This is a genomic window from Chryseobacterium sp. c4a, assembly GCF_009900745.1.
GTDB lineage: Bacteria > Bacteroidota > Bacteroidia > Flavobacteriales > Weeksellaceae > Chryseobacterium.
Genome location: NZ_WXVU01000007.1, coordinates 66,563 through 89,300, shown reverse-complemented (window position 1 = coordinate 89,300; position 22,738 = coordinate 66,563). Strand labels below are relative to the sequence as shown.

The 22,738-nt window shown below is 35.4% G+C and carries 24 protein-coding genes; 16 read left to right on the top strand and 8 right to left on the bottom strand.

Annotation, left to right across the window (positions count from 1 at the left end):
• Nucleotides 1-2 precede the first annotated feature (2 nt).
• Nucleotides 3-155 carry a hypothetical protein gene (locus GTR01_RS11405; RefSeq protein ID WP_160137970.1) on the bottom strand — a complete coding sequence of 51 codons (153 nt, stop codon included), beginning with the start codon at nt 153-155 and terminating at the stop codon, nt 3-5.
• A 235-nt stretch (nt 156-390) separates the two neighbouring features.
• Between GTR01_RS11405 and GTR01_RS11400 the strand changes: the two genes are divergently transcribed.
• The gene (locus GTR01_RS11400) at nt 391-768 is read left to right on the top strand and encodes a DoxX family protein (protein WP_160137969.1); all 378 of its coding nucleotides are present in this window, start codon (nt 391-393) and stop codon (nt 766-768) included.
• Nucleotides 769-823: 55 nt separating this feature from the next.
• Here GTR01_RS11400 and GTR01_RS11395 read toward each other — a convergent pair whose 3' ends face one another.
• Nucleotides 824-2,182 (bottom strand): acyl-CoA dehydrogenase family protein, encoded by a 1,359-nt coding sequence (locus tag GTR01_RS11395; protein ID WP_160137968.1) that lies wholly within the window; start codon nt 2,180-2,182, stop codon nt 824-826.
• Between the two features lie 209 nt (nt 2,183-2,391).
• On the opposite strand from GTR01_RS11395, the gene GTR01_RS11390 reads away from it, so the two are divergent.
• The 12 genes from GTR01_RS11390 (at nt 2,392) to GTR01_RS11335 (ending at nt 13,350) form a co-directional block, all read left to right on the top strand.
• Nucleotides 2,392-3,309, top strand: a complete 918-nt coding sequence (locus tag GTR01_RS11390; protein ID WP_160137967.1) for a DUF4349 domain-containing protein — start codon at nt 2,392-2,394, stop codon at nt 3,307-3,309.
• Nucleotides 3,310-3,453: 144 nt separating this feature from the next.
• On the top strand, nt 3,454-4,332 hold the full coding sequence (locus GTR01_RS11385) for a TraB/GumN family protein (protein WP_160137966.1): 879 nt from the start codon (nt 3,454-3,456) through the stop codon (nt 4,330-4,332).
• Nucleotides 4,333-4,355: 23 nt separating this feature from the next.
• Nucleotides 4,356-4,865, top strand: a complete 510-nt coding sequence (locus tag GTR01_RS11380) for an RNA polymerase sigma factor (protein ID WP_160137965.1) — start codon at nt 4,356-4,358, stop codon at nt 4,863-4,865.
• Complete coding sequence (locus GTR01_RS11375) at nt 4,855-5,460, top strand: hypothetical protein (RefSeq protein WP_160137964.1); 606 nt, start codon at nt 4,855-4,857, stop codon at nt 5,458-5,460. The genes GTR01_RS11380 and GTR01_RS11375 overlap by 11 nt, the downstream gene beginning before the upstream one ends.
• Nucleotides 5,461-5,667: 207 nt before the next feature.
• On the top strand, nt 5,668-7,308 hold the full coding sequence (pgi, locus tag GTR01_RS11370; RefSeq protein ID WP_160137963.1) for a glucose-6-phosphate isomerase: 1,641 nt from the start codon (nt 5,668-5,670) through the stop codon (nt 7,306-7,308).
• Nucleotides 7,309-7,311: 3 nt separating this feature from the next.
• The gene (locus tag GTR01_RS11365; protein ID WP_160137962.1) at nt 7,312-8,136 is read left to right on the top strand and encodes a class I SAM-dependent methyltransferase; all 825 of its coding nucleotides are present in this window, start codon (nt 7,312-7,314) and stop codon (nt 8,134-8,136) included.
• 26 nt (nt 8,137-8,162) lie between these two features.
• Complete coding sequence (locus tag GTR01_RS11360) at nt 8,163-9,047, top strand: bifunctional 5,10-methylenetetrahydrofolate dehydrogenase/5,10-methenyltetrahydrofolate cyclohydrolase (RefSeq protein ID WP_101240560.1); 885 nt, start codon at nt 8,163-8,165, stop codon at nt 9,045-9,047.
• A gap of 7 nt (nt 9,048-9,054) precedes the next feature.
• On the top strand, nt 9,055-9,684 hold the full coding sequence (locus GTR01_RS11355; RefSeq protein WP_160137961.1) for a 7-carboxy-7-deazaguanine synthase QueE: 630 nt from the start codon (nt 9,055-9,057) through the stop codon (nt 9,682-9,684).
• Nucleotides 9,685-9,727: 43 nt separating this feature from the next.
• A complete protein-coding gene (locus GTR01_RS11350) occupies nt 9,728-11,098 on the top strand; it encodes an exopolysaccharide biosynthesis polyprenyl glycosylphosphotransferase (protein ID WP_160137960.1) in 1,371 nt (456 codons plus the stop codon).
• A gap of 95 nt (nt 11,099-11,193) precedes the next feature.
• Nucleotides 11,194-11,946 carry an MlaE family ABC transporter permease gene (locus tag GTR01_RS11345; RefSeq protein ID WP_160137959.1) on the top strand — a complete coding sequence of 251 codons (753 nt, stop codon included), beginning with the start codon at nt 11,194-11,196 and terminating at the stop codon, nt 11,944-11,946.
• A complete protein-coding gene (locus GTR01_RS11340; RefSeq protein WP_160137958.1) occupies nt 11,946-12,755 on the top strand; it encodes an ABC transporter ATP-binding protein in 810 nt (269 codons plus the stop codon). Before GTR01_RS11345 ends, GTR01_RS11340 begins: the two co-directional genes overlap by 1 nt.
• Entirely contained in the window at nt 12,739-13,350 is a 612-nt protein-coding gene (locus GTR01_RS11335) for an outer membrane beta-barrel protein (RefSeq protein ID WP_160137957.1), read from the top strand. The genes GTR01_RS11340 and GTR01_RS11335 overlap by 17 nt, the downstream gene beginning before the upstream one ends.
• A gap of 37 nt (nt 13,351-13,387) precedes the next feature.
• On the opposite strand, the gene GTR01_RS11330 is transcribed toward GTR01_RS11335, so the two are convergent.
• The 4 genes from GTR01_RS11330 to GTR01_RS11315 all read right to left on the bottom strand — a co-directional run bounded on the left by GTR01_RS11330 (nt 13,388) and on the right by GTR01_RS11315 (nt 17,512).
• Nucleotides 13,388-13,699, bottom strand: a complete 312-nt coding sequence (locus GTR01_RS11330) for a hypothetical protein (RefSeq protein WP_160137956.1) — start codon at nt 13,697-13,699, stop codon at nt 13,388-13,390.
• Nucleotides 13,700-14,911: 1,212 nt separating this feature from the next.
• Nucleotides 14,912-15,808, bottom strand: coding sequence for a helix-turn-helix domain-containing protein (locus tag GTR01_RS11325; protein ID WP_160137955.1), 897 nt, complete (start codon nt 15,806-15,808; stop codon nt 14,912-14,914).
• On the bottom strand, nt 15,801-16,232 hold the full coding sequence (locus tag GTR01_RS11320) for a GNAT family N-acetyltransferase (protein ID WP_160137954.1): 432 nt from the start codon (nt 16,230-16,232) through the stop codon (nt 15,801-15,803). The genes GTR01_RS11325 and GTR01_RS11320 overlap by 8 nt, the downstream gene beginning before the upstream one ends.
• 473 nt (nt 16,233-16,705) lie before the next feature.
• The gene (locus GTR01_RS11315; RefSeq protein WP_160137953.1) at nt 16,706-17,512 is read right to left on the bottom strand and encodes a M48 family metallopeptidase; all 807 of its coding nucleotides are present in this window, start codon (nt 17,510-17,512) and stop codon (nt 16,706-16,708) included.
• Between the two features lie 106 nt (nt 17,513-17,618).
• Here GTR01_RS11315 and GTR01_RS11310 point away from each other — a divergent pair, with 106 nt between their 5' ends.
• Nucleotides 17,619-18,167, top strand: a complete 549-nt coding sequence (locus tag GTR01_RS11310) for a DUF4251 domain-containing protein (protein WP_160137952.1) — start codon at nt 17,619-17,621, stop codon at nt 18,165-18,167.
• Here GTR01_RS11310 and meaB read toward each other — a convergent pair.
• On the bottom strand, nt 18,164-19,156 hold the full coding sequence (meaB, locus tag GTR01_RS11305; protein WP_160137951.1) for a methylmalonyl Co-A mutase-associated GTPase MeaB: 993 nt from the start codon (nt 19,154-19,156) through the stop codon (nt 18,164-18,166). The two genes, GTR01_RS11310 and meaB, sit on opposite strands and share 4 nt — an antisense overlap.
• A 197-nt stretch (nt 19,157-19,353) precedes the next feature.
• On the opposite strand from meaB, the gene GTR01_RS11300 reads away from it, so the two are divergent.
• Together GTR01_RS11300 and GTR01_RS11295 are read left to right on the top strand one after the other, a co-directional pair.
• A complete protein-coding gene (locus GTR01_RS11300; protein ID WP_115969761.1) occupies nt 19,354-19,647 on the top strand; it encodes a c-type cytochrome in 294 nt (97 codons plus the stop codon).
• Between the two features lie 24 nt (nt 19,648-19,671).
• The gene (locus GTR01_RS11295) at nt 19,672-19,959 is read left to right on the top strand and encodes a c-type cytochrome (protein ID WP_160137950.1); all 288 of its coding nucleotides are present in this window, start codon (nt 19,672-19,674) and stop codon (nt 19,957-19,959) included.
• A gap of 45 nt (nt 19,960-20,004) precedes the next feature.
• Here the strand turns inward: GTR01_RS11295 and GTR01_RS11290 are convergent, their stop codons facing one another.
• Nucleotides 20,005-22,557, bottom strand: a complete 2,553-nt coding sequence (locus GTR01_RS11290; protein WP_160137949.1) for a T9SS-dependent M36 family metallopeptidase — start codon at nt 22,555-22,557, stop codon at nt 20,005-20,007.
• Nucleotides 22,558-22,738 lie beyond the last annotated feature (181 nt).

The window sequence follows — 22,738 nt, the reverse complement described above, 5'->3', positions numbered from 1 at the left end:
GTTTATTTGTAAACCTTATAAACCTGAAGCACAATAAAGTTGTATACCATTTGGAAAGTTTCAGTACAAAGAATATTAGATTGTATATCCGGACAATATCCATAGTCCTGTCCACCGCCTCCAGTACCTCCTAAACATGGATCACCAATCGGCACGATGTCACATTTTTCTATTCCAACACCACCGTGAAATTTCTTTCAAGTTTAAACGGTTTAATTTTTTAAGATTTTTCAACTTAATATTTATGGGTTTAGTTTGCCTTAAAACATAAATAATAACACAACATAAAAACCCAAAACAACATCATTAACACAAATAAAATTGATATTAATTAACAAAACAACAATATAATCATATTTTTATTTTACATTTGATATAAAATCATCAATCATGAAAATCATAAAATTCATTATTTGCCTCCTGTTTGGACTTATGTTTATCAATGCGGGATTAGATAAGTTTTTTCATTATAATCCTGTTCCTAAGCTTACTGATGCTCAGATGAAAATATATGCAGCTTTTGGAGAAATAGGCTGGCTTCTACCACTCGTAGGTACGGTAGAGGTCATTGGCGGTCTGTTATTTATCTTCCCAAAAACAAGAGCGTTAGCAGCGATCATCATCCTACCAGTGTTAACTGGAATCTTAATCCATAATGTCTACAGAGATCCTTCCCCTACCGGCATTTGCATTTCCGGTATACTATTTATGATTAATATCTGGATATTGATTGACAATAGAGAAAAGTATAAAAACCTGGTTGGATAACAACTGGATATTCATAAATAACAGGTGATAAAGAAATATCACCTGTTATCTGTTATTATATAAAAGCACTGAATCCTGTAATCGATCGTCCCACGATGAGCGAGTTGATTTCTTTTGTTCCTTCGTATGAATAAATAGCCTCAGCATCAGCTACAAATCGAGCAACATCATATTCTAGAAGGATTCCGTTTCCGCCCATTACTTCTCTGGCTCTTGAGACAATATCCCGGGTTCTTAAAGTACAGAAAACTTTAGCCAATGAAGCATGCTCGTCTTTTAAGATGCCTTCATCCTGCATTTCAGATAATCTGAAAACCATCGTCTGCATGGCTGTAAGGTTAGACAGCATTTCAACTAAATGTCCCTGAATCATCTGAAATGAAGCAATAGGTTTCCCGAATTGCTCTCTTGTTCTGGTATAAGCCAAAGCACTTTCATAGGCTCCTCGTGCGCATCCTGTTGCCATCCAGGCCACTCCGGCTCTTGTCATTCTCAATACTTTTCCTGTATCTTTAAATGAATTGGCGTTTTGAAGGCGACTTTCTTCTGTAACCAGGCAATCTTTAAGAGTAATTAACCCATTTTGAACAATTCTCAAAGCCATTTTTCCTTTGATCTTCTCTACAGAATATCCAGGATTATCTTTCTCAACAATGAATCCTTTTACTTCTCCACTATCTAAATCTCTTGCCCAAATAATGATTAAGTCTGCAAAGGTTGCATTTCCAATCCATTTTTTTTGTCCGTTTAAAATCCAACCATCTTCTGTTTTCTTACAAGTAACTGTAAGTCCGCCTGCTGCTCCAGAACCTACTTCCGGCTCCGTTAAACCAAAGGCTCCTATTTTCTCAAACTTTTGCATTTGTGGAAGCCATTTTTGTTTTTGTTCTTCCGAACCACAAATATAGATAGATCCCATAGCTAAACCAGACTGTACGCCAAAAAATGTAGCAATAGAAGCATCAATTCTGGCCATTTCCATAGCAATAACACCTTCCATCAGAAAAGGCATTCCGGGACAACCATACCCTTCATAAGTTACTCCACAGATATCTAGTTTTTGAAATTTTGGAATAAGTTCAAAAGGGAATTCATCTCTAAGCCAGTAATGATTTACCAAGGGTTTCACTTCTTTTTCCATAAATGCTCTCACTTTAAGCTGAATTTCTCGTTGTTCAGGCGTTAAAGTATGATAGATATCGTAAAAATCTCCATCAATGGGAGGCAGTTCTTTCTTTTTCTTTTCGGGATCAAGCATTTTCATAAGCCCTGTAAGCTGTTTATCATCCAGTTTGGAAAAATTATGCATCAGTTTAGGAAGATCTACTTTTTGGGAAATAGCACTTAGCTGATCAAAATCTATGGATGTGAAAAGTCCTATTGCATTTCTGATTTTAGAAAAGGTATTCGACATAATGATGTATTGTGATTTGGTTTGTAAAAAGATAAGCAAAAATTACTCCGAAAACAATACCACACCAGTTAATCTGTTTTACAAAACACTAATAATCAACACACTAAAACAGAATTTTATCTTTACAAACTTTTTACTTCTCATTTTCAAGCATTACAAAAGATCCTGACTGAACTTTGACTCAAGCAAAACCTCAAAAATCTTACGCTATGAAAACGAAGTACATTACATTATCATTATCGGCAGTTCTTTTATTGGGAATTTATTCATGTAAAAAAGTAGAAGCGACCACCAGTGAATATAAAAGCTATGGTGAGGAAGCAGATTCTGCAGCAGTAGCAGATAGTGTTTCATCTGTTGCCAGTATGGAAGTAAAGGACAAAAAGTTTATCAAAACTGCAGATGTCAATATGGAAGTCAAAGATGTTTATACTGCCACTATTGCCATTGAAAAATCAGTGCAGGAACTTGGAGGCTTTGTCACCAAAAGTAATCTTCAGAGTAATGTTGTTGATGAAAACACTTATAATACTTCCGACACTGAGGCCATGCTCATCAAAAAATATAAAAGCGAAAACACCATGCAGGTTCGAGTACCTACTGAAAAACTTGGAGAACTTCTGACCTCCATTAATAACAACAAACTATTTCTAAACTCAAGATCTATCAACGCAGAAGATGTCACTGCCAATATCAAATATTCAGAACTGGAGGCAAAAAGAAATCAGAAAACATCAGAAAATATTGAGAAAATAAAGACCAATAAAGACAAAATATCTCTGGATGATAATAATATGTCTGAAGGAAACCTTCAAAAACTGAATACATTGAGTATGGCAGACAATCTGAAATACAGTACAGTTGACATCTATATCAAAGAACCGAAATTACGCATCGCAGAAATTGCCGTGACCAATACAAGCAGTATTGATAACAAATACAGATACAACTTTATCTATGATGCAAAGGACGGCTTTGTCTATGGTTTCTATTTGATTCAAAGAATTATTGTAGGTCTTATTAACATCTGGCCTGTATTAATCATTGCAGGGGTAGTGATTTACTTTTTAAGAAAAAGAAAAAATAAAAAAGTTGAACAGCCTAACAACTTAGAACAAAACTCCTAACCTAAAGGTTATCATCATAATTTTAGATTTTACAGCCTCCTGTTTTCAGGAGGTTTTTATTTTTTTTGAAAAAAAACTGTAACGATTGTAATGTGTCTCTTACCTACTGTTTAAAAGAACAGAAAATCAAAAAAAATAAATACTATGAAAAATCTAATAAAACTCGGATTGGCAGGATTATTATCAATAATTTCTACGACTGTAACTGCTCAGAATAAAAATACTGAAAATAAAAACAGCCTGCTTTGGGAGGTTTCTGGGAACGGACTTTCTAAGCCGTCCTATATTACGGGAACTTTTCATATCTTATGCAGTAAAGATTTTGATTTAAAACCTAAGGTACTGAAAGCCCTAGAAAAGTCTGATAGCTTTATCATGGAAATCAATTATACAGATCCAGGCGAAATGGCAGCTTTGCAAAAAATGTATCAGAATGATAAAAAAATATCTGACCAACTATCCCCCAATGAAGCTAAAGAATTGGATAAAATCCTAGCAGATTACGGAACAAGTCTTGAAAAAATAAACAATTCCAGTCCTCAGGCATTGTATGCTCTTCTCAGTATGAAGGCCATTCCATGTCCACAAACTGAAATAAAGTCATACGAATTGGAGCTTCTTCAGAATGCCGTTAAAGGGAAAAAGAATATCAAAGGTTTAGAGAAAGTAAATGATCAAATGAAATCTATCAATGATGCCTATGACCTGAAAGCCATCATTAATCAGTTGAAGTTGAGCAAAGAATATGAAAGTTTGTTCAAAAAAATGATAGAAGCTTTCAAAAATGAAGATGCTCAGGCATTATACGCTCTTTTTAAAGATGAAAGATTCATGAATTCCCAACAAGAAAAAGCAATGCTTACCGATAGAAATAAAAACTGGGTACAGACAATGCCGGAAATGATGAAAACAGGAAGTTCATTTTTCGCAGTGGGAGGATCGCATTTAATGGGTGAAAACGGAATTATCCCGCTTTTACAATCAAAAGGATACACCGTAAAGCCTGTAATACAGTTACAATAACTATAATCAACCATGAAACCATTGTGAGCAATTCTACTGAAACAGCCTTTCTAAAACTTGTTAATCAGCATAAAGGCATACTATATAAAGCCTCCCGAATCTATGCAGATTCCATAGAAGACCGGGAAGACCTCCAGCAGGAGATTCTCATCCAGCTCTGGAAATCCTATCAAAATTTCAAAGGAAATAGTGAGTTTTCTACCTGGATGTATCGTGTAGCGATCAATACAGCAATCACCTATCTAAAAAAGGAGAAGCAAAGATCTCAGAACCACACTGAGTCATCCCATCATTTTGAAGTACAGCAGGAGGATTATAATCCAACGAAAGACAGGCAACTGGAAATTTTTTACCAAGCTGTTCAGGAATTGAATGTTCTGGAAAAAGCCGTTATATTTTATTTCATGGAAGGGTTGTCACACAAGGAAATCGGGAATAATCTTGGACTTAGCGAAGGGAATGCCCGTGTAAAGCTCAACAGAACTAAAGAAAAAATACAGCAAATCATAAAAAAATCAGGTTATGAATTTTGATCAACTAAAAGAACAGTGGAATAATGAGGACAGTAACGTCCATATTCCTGACACTATAGAACAATTAAAGGAAAGTAAACACCCTATCGAAAAAATACAAAAAAGCATGAAAAAAGAATTTTGGGCACAAATTTTAGCCATTATTCTTATCGGCTTTTTTCCTCTTCAGTTTAAATTTCCTTCTTCACAATATCTTATTTATTATATTTCCTACGTCATGATGGTTGTTATATCATGCTACTATCTGTATGGATTTTATAAATTTTACAAACAGGCTGAATTCTACACAGGAAACACGAAAAACAGTCTTTGGAAAATTTACCATGAACTTAAACTTAATATGGAAAGATATCAGTCATTTGGGTTCTTACTCCTGCCCCATTTTCTACTCACTATCGGATTAGTAATCTACAACGTGCTGGTAAAAAAGGGAAAAACATTATCTGAAATCTCCAATTCAACCCAAGCTTCAATCATTTTAATAGTTATACTCGGAACGCTTTGTATAGTGGCAGGTATCATTTTATGGACAAAATACTTTTATGGCCGCCATGCTAAGCAATTGGAAAACATTTTGAATGAGATGGAAGAATAACATTCACAAAAAAAGTCATTAATCTCCTAAAAAGTAAACCTCAGATCAATTCTGGGGTTTTGTTTTTTAAAAAATCATTATTTATCATCTTCAAATTTATTTGAGGTTTTATTTTTCCTTAAATTTGCAGATCAGAAATAAATCGTTATGGATTCCTAAAGATTTTGGTCCAAAACATTATTCTGTAAATTATAAATTCTCAACAACATGCTATCAAAAATAAATCCTATACAAACCAACAGCTGGAAAGCCCTTGATGAACATTTCGCATCGAATGATCTTGAACTAAGAAGCCTTTTTCAGTACAACCCCAACCGTTTTCAAGAATTCTCTTTACAAAAGGATAACTACCTTTTTGATTATTCTAAAAACCTGATCGATTCCAAAACGAAAGCACTTTTATTACAATTGGCTGAAGAATGCCAGCTAAAAGATGCTATTTCTAAAATGTTCTCTGGTGATAAAATCAACGAAACAGAAGGAAGAGCTGTATTACATACAGCTTTAAGAGATTTTTCAGACCGTGAAATCCTTGTAGATGGTGAAAATATCAAGCCACAAATCAAAAGAGTTCTGAATCACATGAAAGATTTTTCTGAAAAAATCATTTCAGGAGAACATAAAGGGTTCAGTGGAAAAGAGATTACGGATGTAGTCAACATTGGAATTGGAGGTTCAGATTTAGGGCCTGTAATGGTTTGTTCAGCTTTAAAGCATTTTAAAACAAGACTAAACGTTCATTTTGTTTCTAATGTGGACGGAAATCATATTGCAGAGGTTGTTAAAAACCTAAACCCTGAAACGACTCTATTTATCGTTGCTTCCAAAACATTTACAACTCAGGAAACAATGACGAACGCGAACTCAGCAAAAGACTGGTTCCTTAAAGCGGGTCAACAGGAAGATGTAGCGAAACATTTTGTTGCTTTATCCACTAACATTGAAGCTGTTAAACAATTCGGAATTGCAGAAAATAATATTTTCGAATTCTGGGATTGGGTAGGTGGAAGATACTCTCTTTGGAGTGCTATCGGATTAAGCATTGTATTAGCTGTAGGATATGAAAATTTTGAGCAGCTTTTAAAAGGAGCTTTCGATACAGATCAACGTTTCCAGACCGACCACTTTTCTGAAAACGTTCCCGTATTAATGGGACTTTTAGGAATCTGGTATCGTAACTTCTATGCAGCAACAAGCTATGCTATTCTTCCGTATTCACAGTATCTGGACAGATTTGCAGCTTACCTTCAGCAAGGAGACATGGAAAGTAATGGAAAATGTGTAGACAGAAATGGTGAATTTGTAGAATATGAAACAGGGCCAATCATCTGGGGAGAACCTGGTACCAACGGGCAACACGCATTTTATCAGCTGATTCACCAAGGTACAGAGTTGATTCCTGCAGACTTTATCGCGTATGCTAAAAGCCCTAATAAAGTTTCTGATCATCAGGATAAATTATTAGCCAACTTCTTTGCACAAACTGAAGCTCTTGCTTTCGGAAAAACAGAAGAAGAAGTTGAAGAAGAGCTTAAAAATGCAGGAAAATCTGACGAGGAAATCGATAGATTATTAAACTACAAGGTCTTCCACGGAAATACACCTACTAACTCTATATTATTCAAAGAATTAACTCCTTTTTCATTAGGACAGTTAATTGCAATGTATGAACATAAAATATTTGTTCAGGGAGTTATCTGGAATATTTTCAGCTTCGATCAGTTTGGAGTAGAACTAGGTAAAGTACTTGCTAACAAAATCTTACCAGAACTTGAAAGCAATGAAACTGTCACATCACACGACAGCTCTACCAACGGATTGATTAATTATTATAAAGGAAATAAATAGCAGATGTCTGCATTACGATCATATTATTATAAACTGCCTCCCGGCTTTAGACTTTTAGGAAGAAAACTCTATTATTTTCCTATAGATTTCTATGAAGGAATTACTGGAAAAAGAGCTAAAAACGAACCTAAAAAAGGAGATATTTATGTGGGGAGCAGCGATTTTATTCCTCATGGTATCCGCCAGATGAATGCTCTGAAAAAGCATATTGCGCTTAAAAACACTGACCATGTCCTGGATATAGGATGTGGAATCGGAAGAACAGCCGTGGCTTTATCAGGATTTATAGACAAAGGAACTTATGACGGTTTTGATGCGGTAGAAAAAGGAATTAAATGGTGTGATAAACATATTCATAGAAAATATCCAAACTTCAACTTTAAGTTTACACCGATTTATAATGATCTGTATAATACTTTCAGCCAGAAGGCAGAGAATTTTACATTTCCTTATGAGGCATCACAATTTGATAAAGCATTTCTGTTTTCTGTATTCACCCACATGCAAATCCCTGAGATCAGACAATATCTGAATGAAATCAGCAGGGTTTTAAAGAATGGCGGAGAATGTCTGGCAACATTCTTCTTATATGATGATTCTAAAGTAGAAAGTGGCAGCATGCATTTTCCACATCAGTATGAAGGCTATAGATTAATGGATGATAAAGTAACGGCAGCCAATATCGCCGTAAGCATTCCATTGTTAAATCAAATGGCTCATGATGCCGGTTTGAAAGTAACCACTATCCAGGGAGGATTCTGGAGAAATGATGTAGAAAAGGAAGGAGCCGATGAATTTCAGGATATTGTAGTATTTGAAAAAATCTAAATCTAAATAAAAGTAAAAAAGTAAAAATGGCAGAAATTCTTGACGGACTTAAAGTATCCAAGGAAATTAAAGCAGAGATCAAAGCTGAAGTAGAAAAAATCCTTGCGAGCAAAAGAAGAGCACCGCATTTGGTAGCAATTCTTGTAGGAAACAACGGAGCAAGCAAAGCTTATGTAAATGCTAAAGTAAAAGACTGTGAAGAAGTAGGATTCCAATCTAGCTTAATCAAATTCCCAAGCACTGTTTCGGAATCTGAATTATTGGAAACCATTGACGAGCTTAATAAGTCTAAAGCTGTAGACGGGTTTATCGTTCAGTTACCATTGCCGGATCAAGTAGATCAGGAGAAAATTATCAATGCTATTGACCCAAGAAAAGATGTGGACGGATTCCACCCTGAAAACTTCGGAAAAATGGCTCTTGAAATGGATACATTCTTACCTGCAACACCTTTCGGAATCTTAACATTATTGGAAAGATACAATATCGAAACTAAAGGAAAAGACTGTGTAATCATTGGAAGAAGTAAAATTGTAGGAAGACCGATGAGTATCCTTATGGGAAGAAAAGATTTCCCTGGAAACTCAACCGTTACCCTTACACACTCATACACAAAAGACATTGAAGAATATACTAAAAAGGCAGACATCGTTATTACAGCCTTGGGAGATCCTCACTTCTTAAAAGGAGAAATGATCAAGGATGGTGCTGTAATCGTTGACGTGGGTATCACAAGAGTAGACGATGATTCTCCAAAAGGATATTACCTTGCCGGTGATGTGGATTTTGACAGCTGTGCAGCTAAGGCAAGCTGGATTACTCCGGTTCCTGGAGGAGTAGGCCCAATGACAAGAGCGATGTTGATGAAAAATACCATCATTGCTTATAAAACTTCGGTCTATAACGACTAATTTTAAAATGAATAAAGAACAAGATATTTTATTAAAAGAAGGTAAAATGCTCCCTGTAATGGAGCATTTTTACACTTTACAGGGAGAAGGAGCCCACACAGGAAAAGCGGCTTATTTTATCAGATTGGGAGGTTGTGATGTAGGCTGCCACTGGTGTGATGTAAAAGAAAGCTGGGATCCTGAGCTTCACCCTTTAATGGATGCCGTAGAAATAGCTGAAACAGCAGCTAAACATTGTAAAACCATCGTTCTTACAGGTGGAGAGCCTCTTACATGGAACCTTGAAATCCTTACATCCAAATTAAAAGAACTTGGATGTACCATTCACATTGAAACTTCAGGAGCATATCCTATGAGCGGTCATTTGGATTGGATTACCCTTTCACCTAAGAAAACAGGATTACCAAAAGAAGAGATTTATCAAAAGGCACACGAGCTTAAAGTTATCGTTTTCAACAATCACGACTTTGAATTTGCACAAGAGCAAGCTGCAAAAGTTTCTGAAAATTGTAAACTTTACCTTCAGAGTGAATGGAGCAAAAGAAATGATATGTATCCTAAAATTACAGATTTTATTCTGGAACATCCGGAATGGCAAGCTTCTGTTCAGACCCATAAGTACCTGAATATACCGTAAAAATACGTACATTAGCTGGCCGTACCTATTATAACACCGATAGATGCAGAGAATTCGATACTCTAGATACCTGAAATCGATCATTATTTTGCTTGACCTTATGGTTATTGCATCTATCTTCATATTCTTTTTTATAAGCAGAAACGAAGAGCTGAAATACCACAAGGAAACCTGGTATCAGAATGCTTTTTCTTTGATTTTGCTGTTTTTGTTCTGGGTTCTTCTCAGTGGTAGGACAAAAATTTATAATATTCCGAGAAACCTTACGTATACCTTGTTTCTGGAGCGTCTTCTGCTTCATTTCATCTCGTTTATACTAGGGGTTCTTCTTCTTGGAAAGGTCAGTAAAAATGTATTTTTCAATTCAGATATCTATTGGTTATCATTTTATCTGTTCATATTTATCTTTTTGGCGAAATCATTAATCTACTTCTCCATCAAGTACTTACGCTCTTTAGGGGTAAACTACCGAAACATCATGTTTTTAGGAGATGGGGATTCTACAGAGATTCTCAAAAATATTTTTAAAGAACGTAAAGATTACGGATACAGAATATTTGAACATGAAAATACAAATATCACAACCGCGGAACTGGTTAATCTTTGGAAGAAACATGGAATTCATACTTTATTTTTCTCTACAGAAAACTCCTACAGCGAAAGTGTAGAAGCTGAAATTTTCAAACTGGCAGAAGAACATAAAGTGCATATTTCATTGATTCCGAGTATTACTCAGAATGATTTTTTCCTGTATGATCTTGCCTATATTCAGACTCAGCCAATTCTAAATCAGGCAAGGTATCCCCTGGATTATTATTCCAATTTCCTGATGAAGAGAACATTTGACATATTCTTTTCCATATTTGTACTTGTTTTTATCTGTTCATGGCTATTTCCAATTATTGCCATTTTAATAAGAATAAACTCCAAAGGCCCGGTTTTTTTCTTTCAGAAACGGTATGGCTTCCATGAAGAGGTATTCAGCTGTATCAAATTCAGAACAATGGTAGTTAATGATGAGTCCTCTACAAGTACAACCAGAGAGAATGATACGAGAATTACAAGAATAGGTAAATTTTTAAGAAAAACCAGCCTTGATGAGCTTCCTCAGTTTATCAATGTACTGAAAGGCGAAATGTCTGTGGTAGGGCCGCGTCCTCATATGCTGGCTGTAGATAATTATTACAAACCAAAAATCGGGAGATATAGTTTAAGAAGTATGGTAAACCCAGGTATTACAGGTCTTGCACAGGTAAGCGGACTGCGCGGTGATTCTGGTGATGTAGAAGTAGAAATGAAAAAAAGAGTTCTCGCCGATGCATTCTATGTGCGAAACTGGAGTTTTGCTCTGGATCTGGTTATTACCTTAAAAACCGTTTTACTGGTTATCGGCGGTGATAAAAATGCAAAATAAAACTATGCTAAGGCTAGGATAATTTTAACATTATCCAGACGTTAGTCTTCACTTCAACCTTAGCCTAATTCAATAAAAAAGTCTAATTTAGCAGTATGTTAAAAAAGTTTTTCACAGCAGTAGGGGAATATATTATCCTTCTAGGGAAATCCCTGCAAAAACCCCAGAAAATGAGGGTTTTTTGGAAACTGCTCATGAGGGAAATTAATGATTTGGGAGTAAATTCTTTCGGACTTGTAGTCTTCACATCAATCTTCGTGGGGGCGGTAGTGGCTATTCAAATGTTCAACAACTTTGATGCTTCTTCATTTCCCATCCCCCCTTCATTTGTAGGATATGCAACAAAAGCAGTACTTGTCTTAGAGTTTGCACCTACTATCATCAGTTTAATTTTAGCAGGAAAAGTAGGATCTTATATTGCTTCCAGTATTGGAACAATGCGAGTTTCCGAACAGATTGACGCTTTGGATATCATGGGAGTAAATTCTCCCAACTTTTTGATTTTTCCAAAGATCATTGCCTGTATGATTTTTAATCCTCTTCTTATTGCCATCAGTATTGTATTTGGTATTGCCGGAGGATATATTGCCGGTATTCTGACAGGAAACTGGACAGAGAATGATTATATTATTGGGATTCAAATGTATATGCCTAATTTATTTATTTATTATGCATTTGCAAAAACAGCTGTTTTTGCCTTCATTATTGCAACCGTTCCTTCCTATTTCGGGTATTTTGTGAAAGGAGGATCTCTGGAAGTAGGTAGAGCAAGTACTCAGGCGGTGGTATGGACAATGGTATTCATTATCATTTCCGAATTAATTCTAACCCAATTAATATTAAGCTAATGATTGAGGTAAAAGATCTTAAAAAAAGTTTTGGTGATGTTGAAGTACTTAAAGGGATTTCAACCACATTTGATAAAGGAAAGGTAAATCTTATTATTGGACAGAGTGGTTCAGGAAAGACGGTTTTTCTTAAAAGTCTACTGAATGTATATGATCCTTCATCAGGAGAGATCCTATTTGATGGCAAAGATATCAATACAATGACCCGTGATGAGAAGCAGCATCTTCGCTCAGAAATCGGAACAGTATTCCAGGGAAGTGCCCTTTTTGACTCTTTAACCGTGGAGGAAAACATCATGTTCCCTCTTGATATGTTTACCAATCTTACCTACAGAGAAAAAAAGAAAAGAGTTTTCGAAGTAATCGGAAGAGTACACCTTGATAAAGCGGAAAAAAAATATCCTTCTGAAATTTCTGGAGGAATGCAGAAAAGGGTTGCTATTGCAAGAGCAATTGTAAACAATCCTAAGTATTTATTCTGTGATGAGCCCAACTCAGGACTGGATCCCTACACCTCAAAGGTCATTGATGATCTTCTTTATGAAATCACGAAGGAATACAACACCACAACGATTATCAATACCCACGATATGAACTCAGTAATGACAATTGGCGAGAAAATTGTATACCTAAGACTGGGAATCAAGGAATGGGAAGGTAATAAAGACATCCTGATTACAGCAGGCAATAAAAACCTGATCGACTTCGTTTATTCTTCAGAACTATTTAAAGAACTGAGAGAATATTTACTGGAGAACAATAAAACGATTGAAAATACAAAATTAGAAGATAATGAAAAAGGCACTTAGTATAGCGTTAATAGGTTTTTCAATGTGGGCCTCTGCACAGATCTCACTGGCAGGGAAAGCCAATTTAATATTTCCTACAGGCTCACCTTCATGGTCCAATATCAAAGGAACAGTGAATGATGCTATTGAAGGAACAGGAAAAAACAATGTAGGATTCAATGTGGGGCTTTCATTAAAGGTAGGGTTACCTACTTCATTATTCTTAATGCCTGAGGTATATTATACTCACTTTAAGAATGAGTTCACCACTGAGAACACTACTTTTGATGTGAAAAGCAACCGTATTGATGTTCCGGTTCTTTTAGGATATAACGTTTTAGGTAATATGTTAGGCGTTTTTGTAGGCCCGGTTGGAAGCTTTAATCTAAGCAAAGACAACACTTACAATGACTTTAAGGAAAATGCAAAAAATAACTTTACAGTAGGGTACCAATTCGGAGCTCAGCTTGAAATTAAAAAGCTTATTGTAAACGCAAAATACGAAGGAGCTTTCAGTAAAGATGAAAGGAACTTCATCAATAGAGTTTCCGGTTCGGAAATCAGATATGATAACAGACCTAATCTATTTATGGTTGGTTTAGGATATAAATTTTAATCAACAATCGAAAATAACAACTTTAAATCCTCAAATTTTATATTTGAGGATTTTTATTTTGGGCTTCAAGCTCTGCCTGGCGTTTTGCAATTTCTGCCGCCTGTTTTTCCAGTTCTTCTTTTTCTTTCTGAAGCTGCTTGAATTCTTTTTTCTTTTGTTCAGCCTTTATAGCACTTCCTTTGCTTAGATATCCTACCATTCCGCCGATAATAAGCCCAATTCCTACTCCAGCCATCATTCCCATGATATGAGAAATTTTGATCTGCTCTACCGCAAAATCAGTGGTTAGATAAAAAAGTAAAGCTGAAACGGCTAACAGGATAAGTCCGGTGATTGATAAACTCTTCATAGTATTGTGTTTAAGTAATGAGGTTATAAAACTATACCAAATTTACTAAAAATTTAATAAGCCTTCACCGAAGGTTGAAATTTTAACCGGATATATGTTTCCTTAATAGAAGCCTGCTCTCAAAACAATCACTTGTTATGTTTCCAACTCCATTTTTTTGGCTGCCTCACTGATTCCCAGTAATGATACACCTTCTCTTGTAACAAAGAACAGATCTCTTAAATATTGCAGAGCGTATTTTCCTTAATAGTTGCTCACCATAGCAAGAATAATAAAAGACCGTTCTTATATGAACGGCCTGATGTTTCTCATTAAAAATTTGATTATAGCTCATCTGTACACATTTCATAGATAATTGTATGATGCCCCCACCGTCAATTATAAAATGTTTTTCACAAGCGTTATTTCGTTTTCTTTCTCGTTTTTGTGTTCATTACCTTCCATTCCCTTTGTGATTACTATTCCTTAGTTTGTGTATATAAGAGATAGTATATAGAGCCCTACTTCGTCATTCCAACCCTTATCTTTAAAGATGAGCAGATGTGTTACAGAAAGAGGATCTTCTATTCATCCAATTTTCTCCCTTCGATAAAAACCCGATATCCATAGTGATTGACACTCAGATATGACAATCCATATATAATATTGGTTATTAGTTTTCTTGGTTATTAGTTTTTTAAGACAAGCTGTTTCTTCTTTGTCAATACAGTTTTTTATGGCTGACATTTCGGTCTTATAATCTGTTTTTTCCAGAAAATAGTCCCACCACTAGGTGGCAATCGACTAGGATCTCAGCCTTTATCATAAGGGATTAAATTGAATTAAATTATAAAAATATCATTGTATTTATAGAAAAGTGACAGTATATGAATACCTACACTCTCGTCCCATTCTTTATCCAGAAGAGCTAATAAATACTTTTCTTTTTCCATTCCGCATACCTAATTTCTTTTCCTGATTTTGAAAAAGAATCAGTTCGATCTTAAATGATATTTCAAAACTAAAGGATTTTTATATACATTGAAATGAAATGAATTAAAATGAGCCCTTAAATTGACCCTTAAATTTATAAGGGTTACCCTTACTATGAATTATTTGCTGATTTTCAGCATTTTGTAAAATAGAAAATAAAATTATGAATTGTGAAGTTTAAACGAAAATAAGCGTGTATTTCACTAAAATGGCTTTAAAGACAAAGATGATTTTGAAAATCTAAGTGCTTAAAATATCTCGAAAAGACTTACTTAATTCCTCAATCTCCTTTTTACTTTTAAAATCAGTCTTTTTATAGATGCTTGACAAATGAGAAGAAAGTGCTTTTTCGGAAATATTTAACTGGTTACTGATCTCTGAATATTTTAAATTGGGAGCGTCCAACAATATCTTCAGGATCTCAGCTTCTCTTGCAGATAATTTATGAAAAGGAATACTCTTTTTAATTTCCTCTTTCCTTTTTGGGTAGAGAAAAAAATCAAATGATATAATAAAGAATCCAAAACTAAAACATGTCTGTTCAATCAACTGATCATCTCCAAACAAAAGAATGCTCATCGGAAGAGACATAAGCCCAAGAAATCCTAAAAATCCGTTCACATCATGAATTTTAAATAAAATATTGGAATGCTCTTCAAATTTTTTGAACTGTTGCTTAAATACAATGATAAGGCATAACAACAAAAAGGCTAAAGAAAAGCTCAGAAAAATACGTCTTGACGTTTCTAAGGATTGTGTGATAATATAAGGCAAAATAAACAGGATAATCAGCATAAATAAAATAGATATCCCAATGAATTCAAAAGATATTTTTTTGAGGAAAACCAAATTATATTCATTTTTTAGAAAGCCCAGATAATGAAAGGCAATGAGCACCCCCGTTGTCCATGCCAGTATATTTTGAGCCATGATATTAATATTAAAGTTGGTGTCCGGCAATAATCCTTCAACGGTATTATAAACTAAGCCAGAAACCATTAATAATAAATATTTTATATAATAGCCCCGATCTTTTTTCTTTCTGCCATACCATAGCTGTACAGAAGCAATGGCTATAAGAACAATAAAGATCAGGATATAGGCAAGTGTACTGGGAAAAATTTCTGTATTAAACATGTTTCAAAAAATATAAAGGATAATCCAGTTCATGGGTTTCGTGAAAAATAGTGAACCCATTTTTTTTATAAAATTTCAGATTTTCAGGAGTGGTGGTTTCAAGATAGATCAGTTCTCCGGAATACGTTGCCATAGATTCCTGCAGGAGCTTACTCCCTATTCCTTTCCCTTGTTCTTCCGGAAGAGCTCCCATCAGCCACAAGTGAATAAATTTCTGTTCAGGGTGATAAGCTTTTAGTAATTTTTCTCTTTTCAGAACCCTGGGTACATTTTCTATCCCTATACAGCTTATTACCAGTTTTATTTCCAACAATATCCTTTTCAGACTGAACTTCATTTTGTCTAAGTACAGAATACAGGCTTTTTCATCATCACTCAAAAAAACATTGCCGTACATCATTGCGATATCAAACTGATAACTCATAAGAGCCATGAGTCTTTTTTCTCTGTTTCCATCTTTTTTAACAACAAAATTAATAGAGTTAGGAATGAGAATATTTATAAAGGATCGGCAAAGTATATTGATCGCTTTATCTCTGTCTTTGTAGGTAGCCCGCCGCATGGTAAAAAAAGAATAAATGGTTTAAATGTAAAATATAGAATAATCAGTATTGTTCAAACATATTATTGAAGGATAAAACTCATTTCCACACAAAACAGAACTTCCTTCAATACAGAATGTTGATCAATTTCAACAAAAATCTTTTGAGATGTATTTAATGTATTATGGTCTATCACTTATTTATATTTTGATCTATAGTCTCAAATGTAGGAATTATTTTGAAATCAGCCTCGATATTATTCTAAACCCCGTAAAAAAACAGGAATCCAGGTGGTAAGATGAAACCGGCGGACTGATTTTAAATCAGTCCGCCGGTTTTACAATATGCTAACAGCTTATATTTTTCCTCCTGCAGCTTTATAATATTCCAAAGCTTTTGGTAGATCTTTATTAATATCTGAAATTCTTGTTTCCGGGCTAGGGTGAGTGGATAAGAATTCCGGTTGTCTTGATCCTGAAGAAGCAGCCTCCATTCTATTCCAGAAAGGAACAGCAGCTCGTGGATCATATCCAGCCATAGACATCAGGTAAAGCCCCATTTCATCAGCTTCTGATTCCTGGCCTCTACCATACTTTAATAAGGCAACCTGTGAACCAATTGGATATACCTTTTGGAAAACGCTTGCCCATTGGGCATTTGAAATCGCTCCGCCAAGGATTGCTCCTCCATATTGAGCCATCATCGCCTGAGAAATTCTTTCATTTCCATGACCTGCTAAGGCATGGGAAACTTCGTGTCCCATTACTACTGCAAGACCATTATCATCCTTCGTAATTGGTAAAATTCCTGTATAGACAGCTACTTTACCTCCCGGCATACACCATGCGTTTAATTCATTGCTTTGCAAAAGAGCAAATTCCCAACTGTAATTAGCAAGATCTGCAGATCTTCCTATACTTTGATAATATCTCTCCGCTGCGCTTTTAATTCTGTTTCCTACATTTACCACTCTCTTTGCATCTGCTGTTCCGGTAATAAGCTTACCTTTAGACAATGTCGTTTTGTATTCTTGTGCAGACATTGTTAAAATTTCTGAATTATTGGCCAGCTGTAAAGATGATCTTCCCGTAATTGGATTTGTAGTACAGGCAGCGACCAACAGAGCGAATGCTCCCATTCCTAATAGATGTGTAACTTTCATAGTTTGAGTGTTAATAATTCAACCTTAACAATTTTTATTCCAAAATATTATAGAAGCAATATATTTGCATACATTTTGCTGTTTAAATGTAATAATTATATCCATTATGAAAAAGTATATTTCTATTCTGATGATCTTAGGGTTTATGCTCAGTTTTCAAAGCTGTGCTTCTCAGGGTTCATCAGATCCAACAATAGTGAACACATTAGTGGATTCTCAGGAATTTACTTTCACCGCAGAAAGAGCTAATCCAACGAATTATGATGTTATCAATGTCATGAATTCACTTCCGAATACAACCTCTTCGAGAATATTAACCCTAAATGGGGATTATAGTATTGATGTAAGCAAAAATATGGTGGATGTTTATTTACCTTATTTTGGAAGAGTATTCAATCCAAGCTATGGAAATTCTGATAAGAACGGATATAGATTTACATCAAAGGATTTTGTGATCAATAAATCTCAAAATAAAAAAGGAACCTGGACTGTACAGATCAAACCTAAGGATGTAAGTACTGTTGATGCGATCTATTTTGAAATTTTTAAAAACGGTAAGACATTTGTTTCAATGAAGAGCAATGACCGACAGCCTATCACTTATGATGGCTATATTTCTAAAAGTAAAGTAAAACAGGAAAAAGAAAAACTTTAATTTCTGTTGTCACCCGATAAAAATCTTTCAACAAATAATTTTGCTTCAGTACTTGGATTTGAAACCATTTCTGAAGCATTTTTTTTATGCATTTGATAGGCTTCTTCTACCTCATTACTCTTTTTCATTAGGGATAAAATATACTCCTGAACCCAATATTCGAATCGTTTTTCTGCTTGTTGGGTACGAACTTCCTCAAAACGTCCGGATTTCGTTTTCAAGTCTATAAATTCCGAAATCCTATCATAAATTTCCTGCAATCCTTCATTATGTAAGGCAGAACCTAGTAATACCGGAATTTTCCAGTCTTTTTCTTTGGGGGGAATAAAATCCAGGGCTCTTTTTAATTCAAGTCTGGTGTTCTTTGCTTTTTGAAGATTATCCTGATCTACTTTATTGATGAAGATAACATCTACCATTTCCATGATACCACGTTTTATTCCCTGCAATTCATCTCCACCACCAATAATTTTAAGGAATAAGAAAACATCAGTAATATCTGCTACAAGGACTTCTGATTGTCCTACACCAACGGTTTCAATTAAAATATAATCATAACCTGCAGCCTCACAGATCATCATGGTCTCAAAGGTGGTATTGGCAACCCCACCTAAGAACCCAGAACTTGGAGAAGGGCGTATAAATGCATTTTCTTCTTTGGCAAGCTCTTCCATACGGGTTTTATCGCCTAAAATACTGCCTTTATTAATGGAAGAACTTGGATCAATGGCAAGGACAGCCACTTTCTTTCCTTGGGCAATGGCCAGCCTTCCGAAACTTTCAATGAATGTGGATTTTCCGGCACCAGGGACTCCGGTAACCCCTACTCTTATTGAGTTTCCGGTAAAGGGCATAATTCTTTTCAGAAGGTCTTCTGCCTGTATTCTATGCTCAGCTTTTTTACTTTCAACTAAAGTAATAGCTTTTGCAATCAGGCGTTTGTTTCCTGACTGTATTCCCTCAATAAGTTCTTCTGTAGAAAATTTCATTGATTCAAAATTAACAATTAAAAAGTGAATGGTCAAGAGTTCCTTGGCAAAGGCAACATAAAAGATAGATCACAATGAATTTGAGATTGCATTATTCTCAATGTTTCATTTTTTATTTCTTCTAAATTAAAACTACAAGACCCTATATCAGGGGGTTACATAAATTATTACATTTGTTATATATCAAAATAAGAAACATGAAAAAACTCATTGCTGCGGCATCATTCACTGCGATCCTTTTAGTTTCCTGTACTCCTAAAGCATCAACATCTGCTGCTACAGCCGGAACTTCAACGTCTACTGCTGAAGAGATTGCTCAGGGAAAAACAATATTTGAAAACTCTTGTGGAAAATGTCATAAACTCCCTGATCCTACATCACACAATTCTGTACAATGGGTAGGGATTATGAACGCAATGGCTCCAAAGGCAAAACTAACGGATGACCAGCACAAATGGGTTTATGATTATATTGTTTCTGTGAAAAAGTAATTCATCAAACAAAATAATAAAGGTATGAAAAAGTTAATCTTAACCGGCATCACAGCATCAGCATTCCTGGTATCCTGCGGGCCTAAAAGTACGGCCGTAACAGGCCCTAAATATACCTCATCGGAACAATTGGCACAAGGAAAAACCATATTTGAAAATTCCTGTGCAAAATGCCATAAACTTCCGGAACCAACCAAGCATGATAATCAAGGCTGGATCAATACATTAAGCAGAATGGCTCCTAAAGCCAAACTTAATGATGATCAACATCAAATGGTCTATGACTATCTGATTTCTGTAAATAAAAAATAAGCTTTCCAAGGAAAGCTTATTTTTTTATTGAATGCAGAGTATAAATTATTTTACGATCAATTTTTCAACTTGGGATTTTTCTCCTTGTTGAATATGAACCATATACACTCCTTTAGTAAATCCTTTAGTGGAAATAGCCTTTTTGGAAGTAGCTTCTCTTGAATCAGAGAATATCAGTTTACCGGACATATCAAACATCTTAATGCGTACTTCTTTTGAAGATTTATCTATATTTCCAACAAAGAATTCGTCATACGTCGGGTTAGGGAATACAATAAATTTAGTATTTTCTGTTTTCACTTCCTGAGTGGCCAATGAAGTCTTACATTCTTCTGGTACAGTAAAATCTTCCACCTGATCAGTAGCGACATTACTTGCTCCTGCTAAAGCATTTACCCCCAGACCTCTTTTAGCGAAAGTATTCCAGATCATACATTTATCTGCTGCGGCATTTCCGACAGCATCTGCCTGAAGAATGGCATTTCTTCCGTCTATAAAGGAAGGGTTACAGGATTGTAATTTCAGTCCATCCATTACAATTTGCAGTACTTTTGCATTTCCAGAGGTTGCACTTGCCATCACATCACTGTTATAACCATATTTTTCGATATATTTCCAGGTAAGATCCCATAACATCGTCGCCCAGATAAAGCCTATAGGGTGAGCACCTGAAACGGTATTAGTTTTACCATATGTATAATTATTTACTTGAAAATCAGGAGAATATTTTGCAGGTCTGATTCCAGTACCAGTAGTAGGTTCATTATTAGTGTAAGTAGCCATTCCTCTTGCCAATGCTGAAGTATCACCAGGTTTTGTGGTCAGCATTAATGCAAAAAAATCAGACCAGCCTTCCCCCATTTGCTCAGCATTTTGAAGACAGTTATATCCCTGCCCTGTCAGTCTGTTTGAAATACCATGTCCATATTCGTGAGCCACAATACCATTATCCAAACTTGAGTGTTTAAAACCATTATAATCAAATTGCAGAGAAACATTTACAGTTGTACCTCCATTCACTTCATTCACCAGATATTCTCCTTCGGCTTTCCCCATCATGATAGAAGGAATCGTAATTCCTGATACGTTATCATCTTTCCCCATTGTAATAGGATTGGCATTCACCGGATCATAGATAATAGCTCCTATCGCTCCGGCTACCTGCATATTTTTAACTTTAGTTGCAAAGCTGCAAGTTCCTCTTTGTGCCACACCTATCTTTCCAGTAAGACTTCCCGGAGTAAGTGTAGAACATGCTGCAATAGGATTAGCAATGGCCAGATCAGCTGTCACAGCCTGCCCACCTAACAATAAAGCACCAAAACCTGCTCCACCTGTCATTACTTTAGGACGGCTTACAATCGAAGCGGGTGCATTATATTGATACCTCATCACAAGATCATCTGCGGCCTGTATTCTATCCCAAAGGTACATCTGCATTCTCGGTGCCGCAAGATAAGCCGTATCATTGATCACCGTTTCATATCCAGCGCTAAAGTTTGCATTGTTTAATCCGCTTCCGTCAAAAGCCTCTGCTCTTACTGCATCTCCTTGCATACCACCGCGTCCAAAATTATTCGTCTGATAGTTTCTGGCAGTTTCTGTAAATCCGAATTTATAAAATATATCATGCATCTTATTATTCATATAGAACAGATTGGTAATTGCTGCGTCTCTATATGTCAAAGGATTATCATATCTCCCATCTGCAAAAGGAAAATTGAACGAAAGCGTACTCCCTCCATCCGGAGAATATCCCGGAGTGTTGGTATTGTCCTGATCGGAATATGCATATACATTATTTCCGCGTGTATTGGTATAATTGTTTGTCCCATCTGAATGCCATCCTTCAGGAGAAGCTACCAAATCCCATGGATTACTAACGATGGAACGGGAACCAAATGTAGGAGCTTCCACAGGAAGAGGAAAAACATTGTAAGAAGCATTGGTTGGAGCTAGTAAATTTGCAGACTGAGGCTCTAATCCTTCGTTTCCGGCTTGCTCAGAATTTCCAGTGTGGGAATGTGTATTGTTTTCAAAACTACAACTCAATGTTGTATTATTTTTACTGAGAATTTCCCCATTACTAGCATCTGCAACAACATGCCATACTTCAGAAGAGTTTTTATCTGTAACAAATAATTCTTTTGAAAGAACGTAAATTCCATTTTTCTGGAAGTAAACATTCGGTAAATAATTAACTTCAGAAATTTCACCAAATCCAAGCTTTTGCTTTAGCAAGTCTTCAGAGAATTTCTCCTGTATTTTTTTTTGATTAGCAACCACCACATTTCTACTGAAATCATTTTTCTCAGAGACTATCTGATCTCCTTTAATAATGACTTTTCCCAATGCATTGTACACTCTAAGACCATCATAAGTCTGTTGTACATTCACAATATTGGCTCCTAAGCTTTTTGAAGAATCTTCGTTCAGGATAATTACCCCAACCTTATCACCGACATTATTCTTCTGAGTTAATTTTCCACTTTTCTGATAATAGTCCTGAATAAGTCTAGCAGAACTTTGCCCATTCATTTTGCCAAAGCAAAAAAATACAGCCACAGATATTGGCAATAAAAATAATTTTCTATTCATATTTTACATTTAAGCTATGCAATTTATATATTATCAACATAAAATCATTGTTTTAATTACGAAATCAAGATAAATACACCAATTTGATTGGATTTATTTTTTTTAAATTAATTTTATTCTACATTTCAAATATTTTGCTTTATTAATTTCACTCCATCAATTCACCATCCTTTAATATATC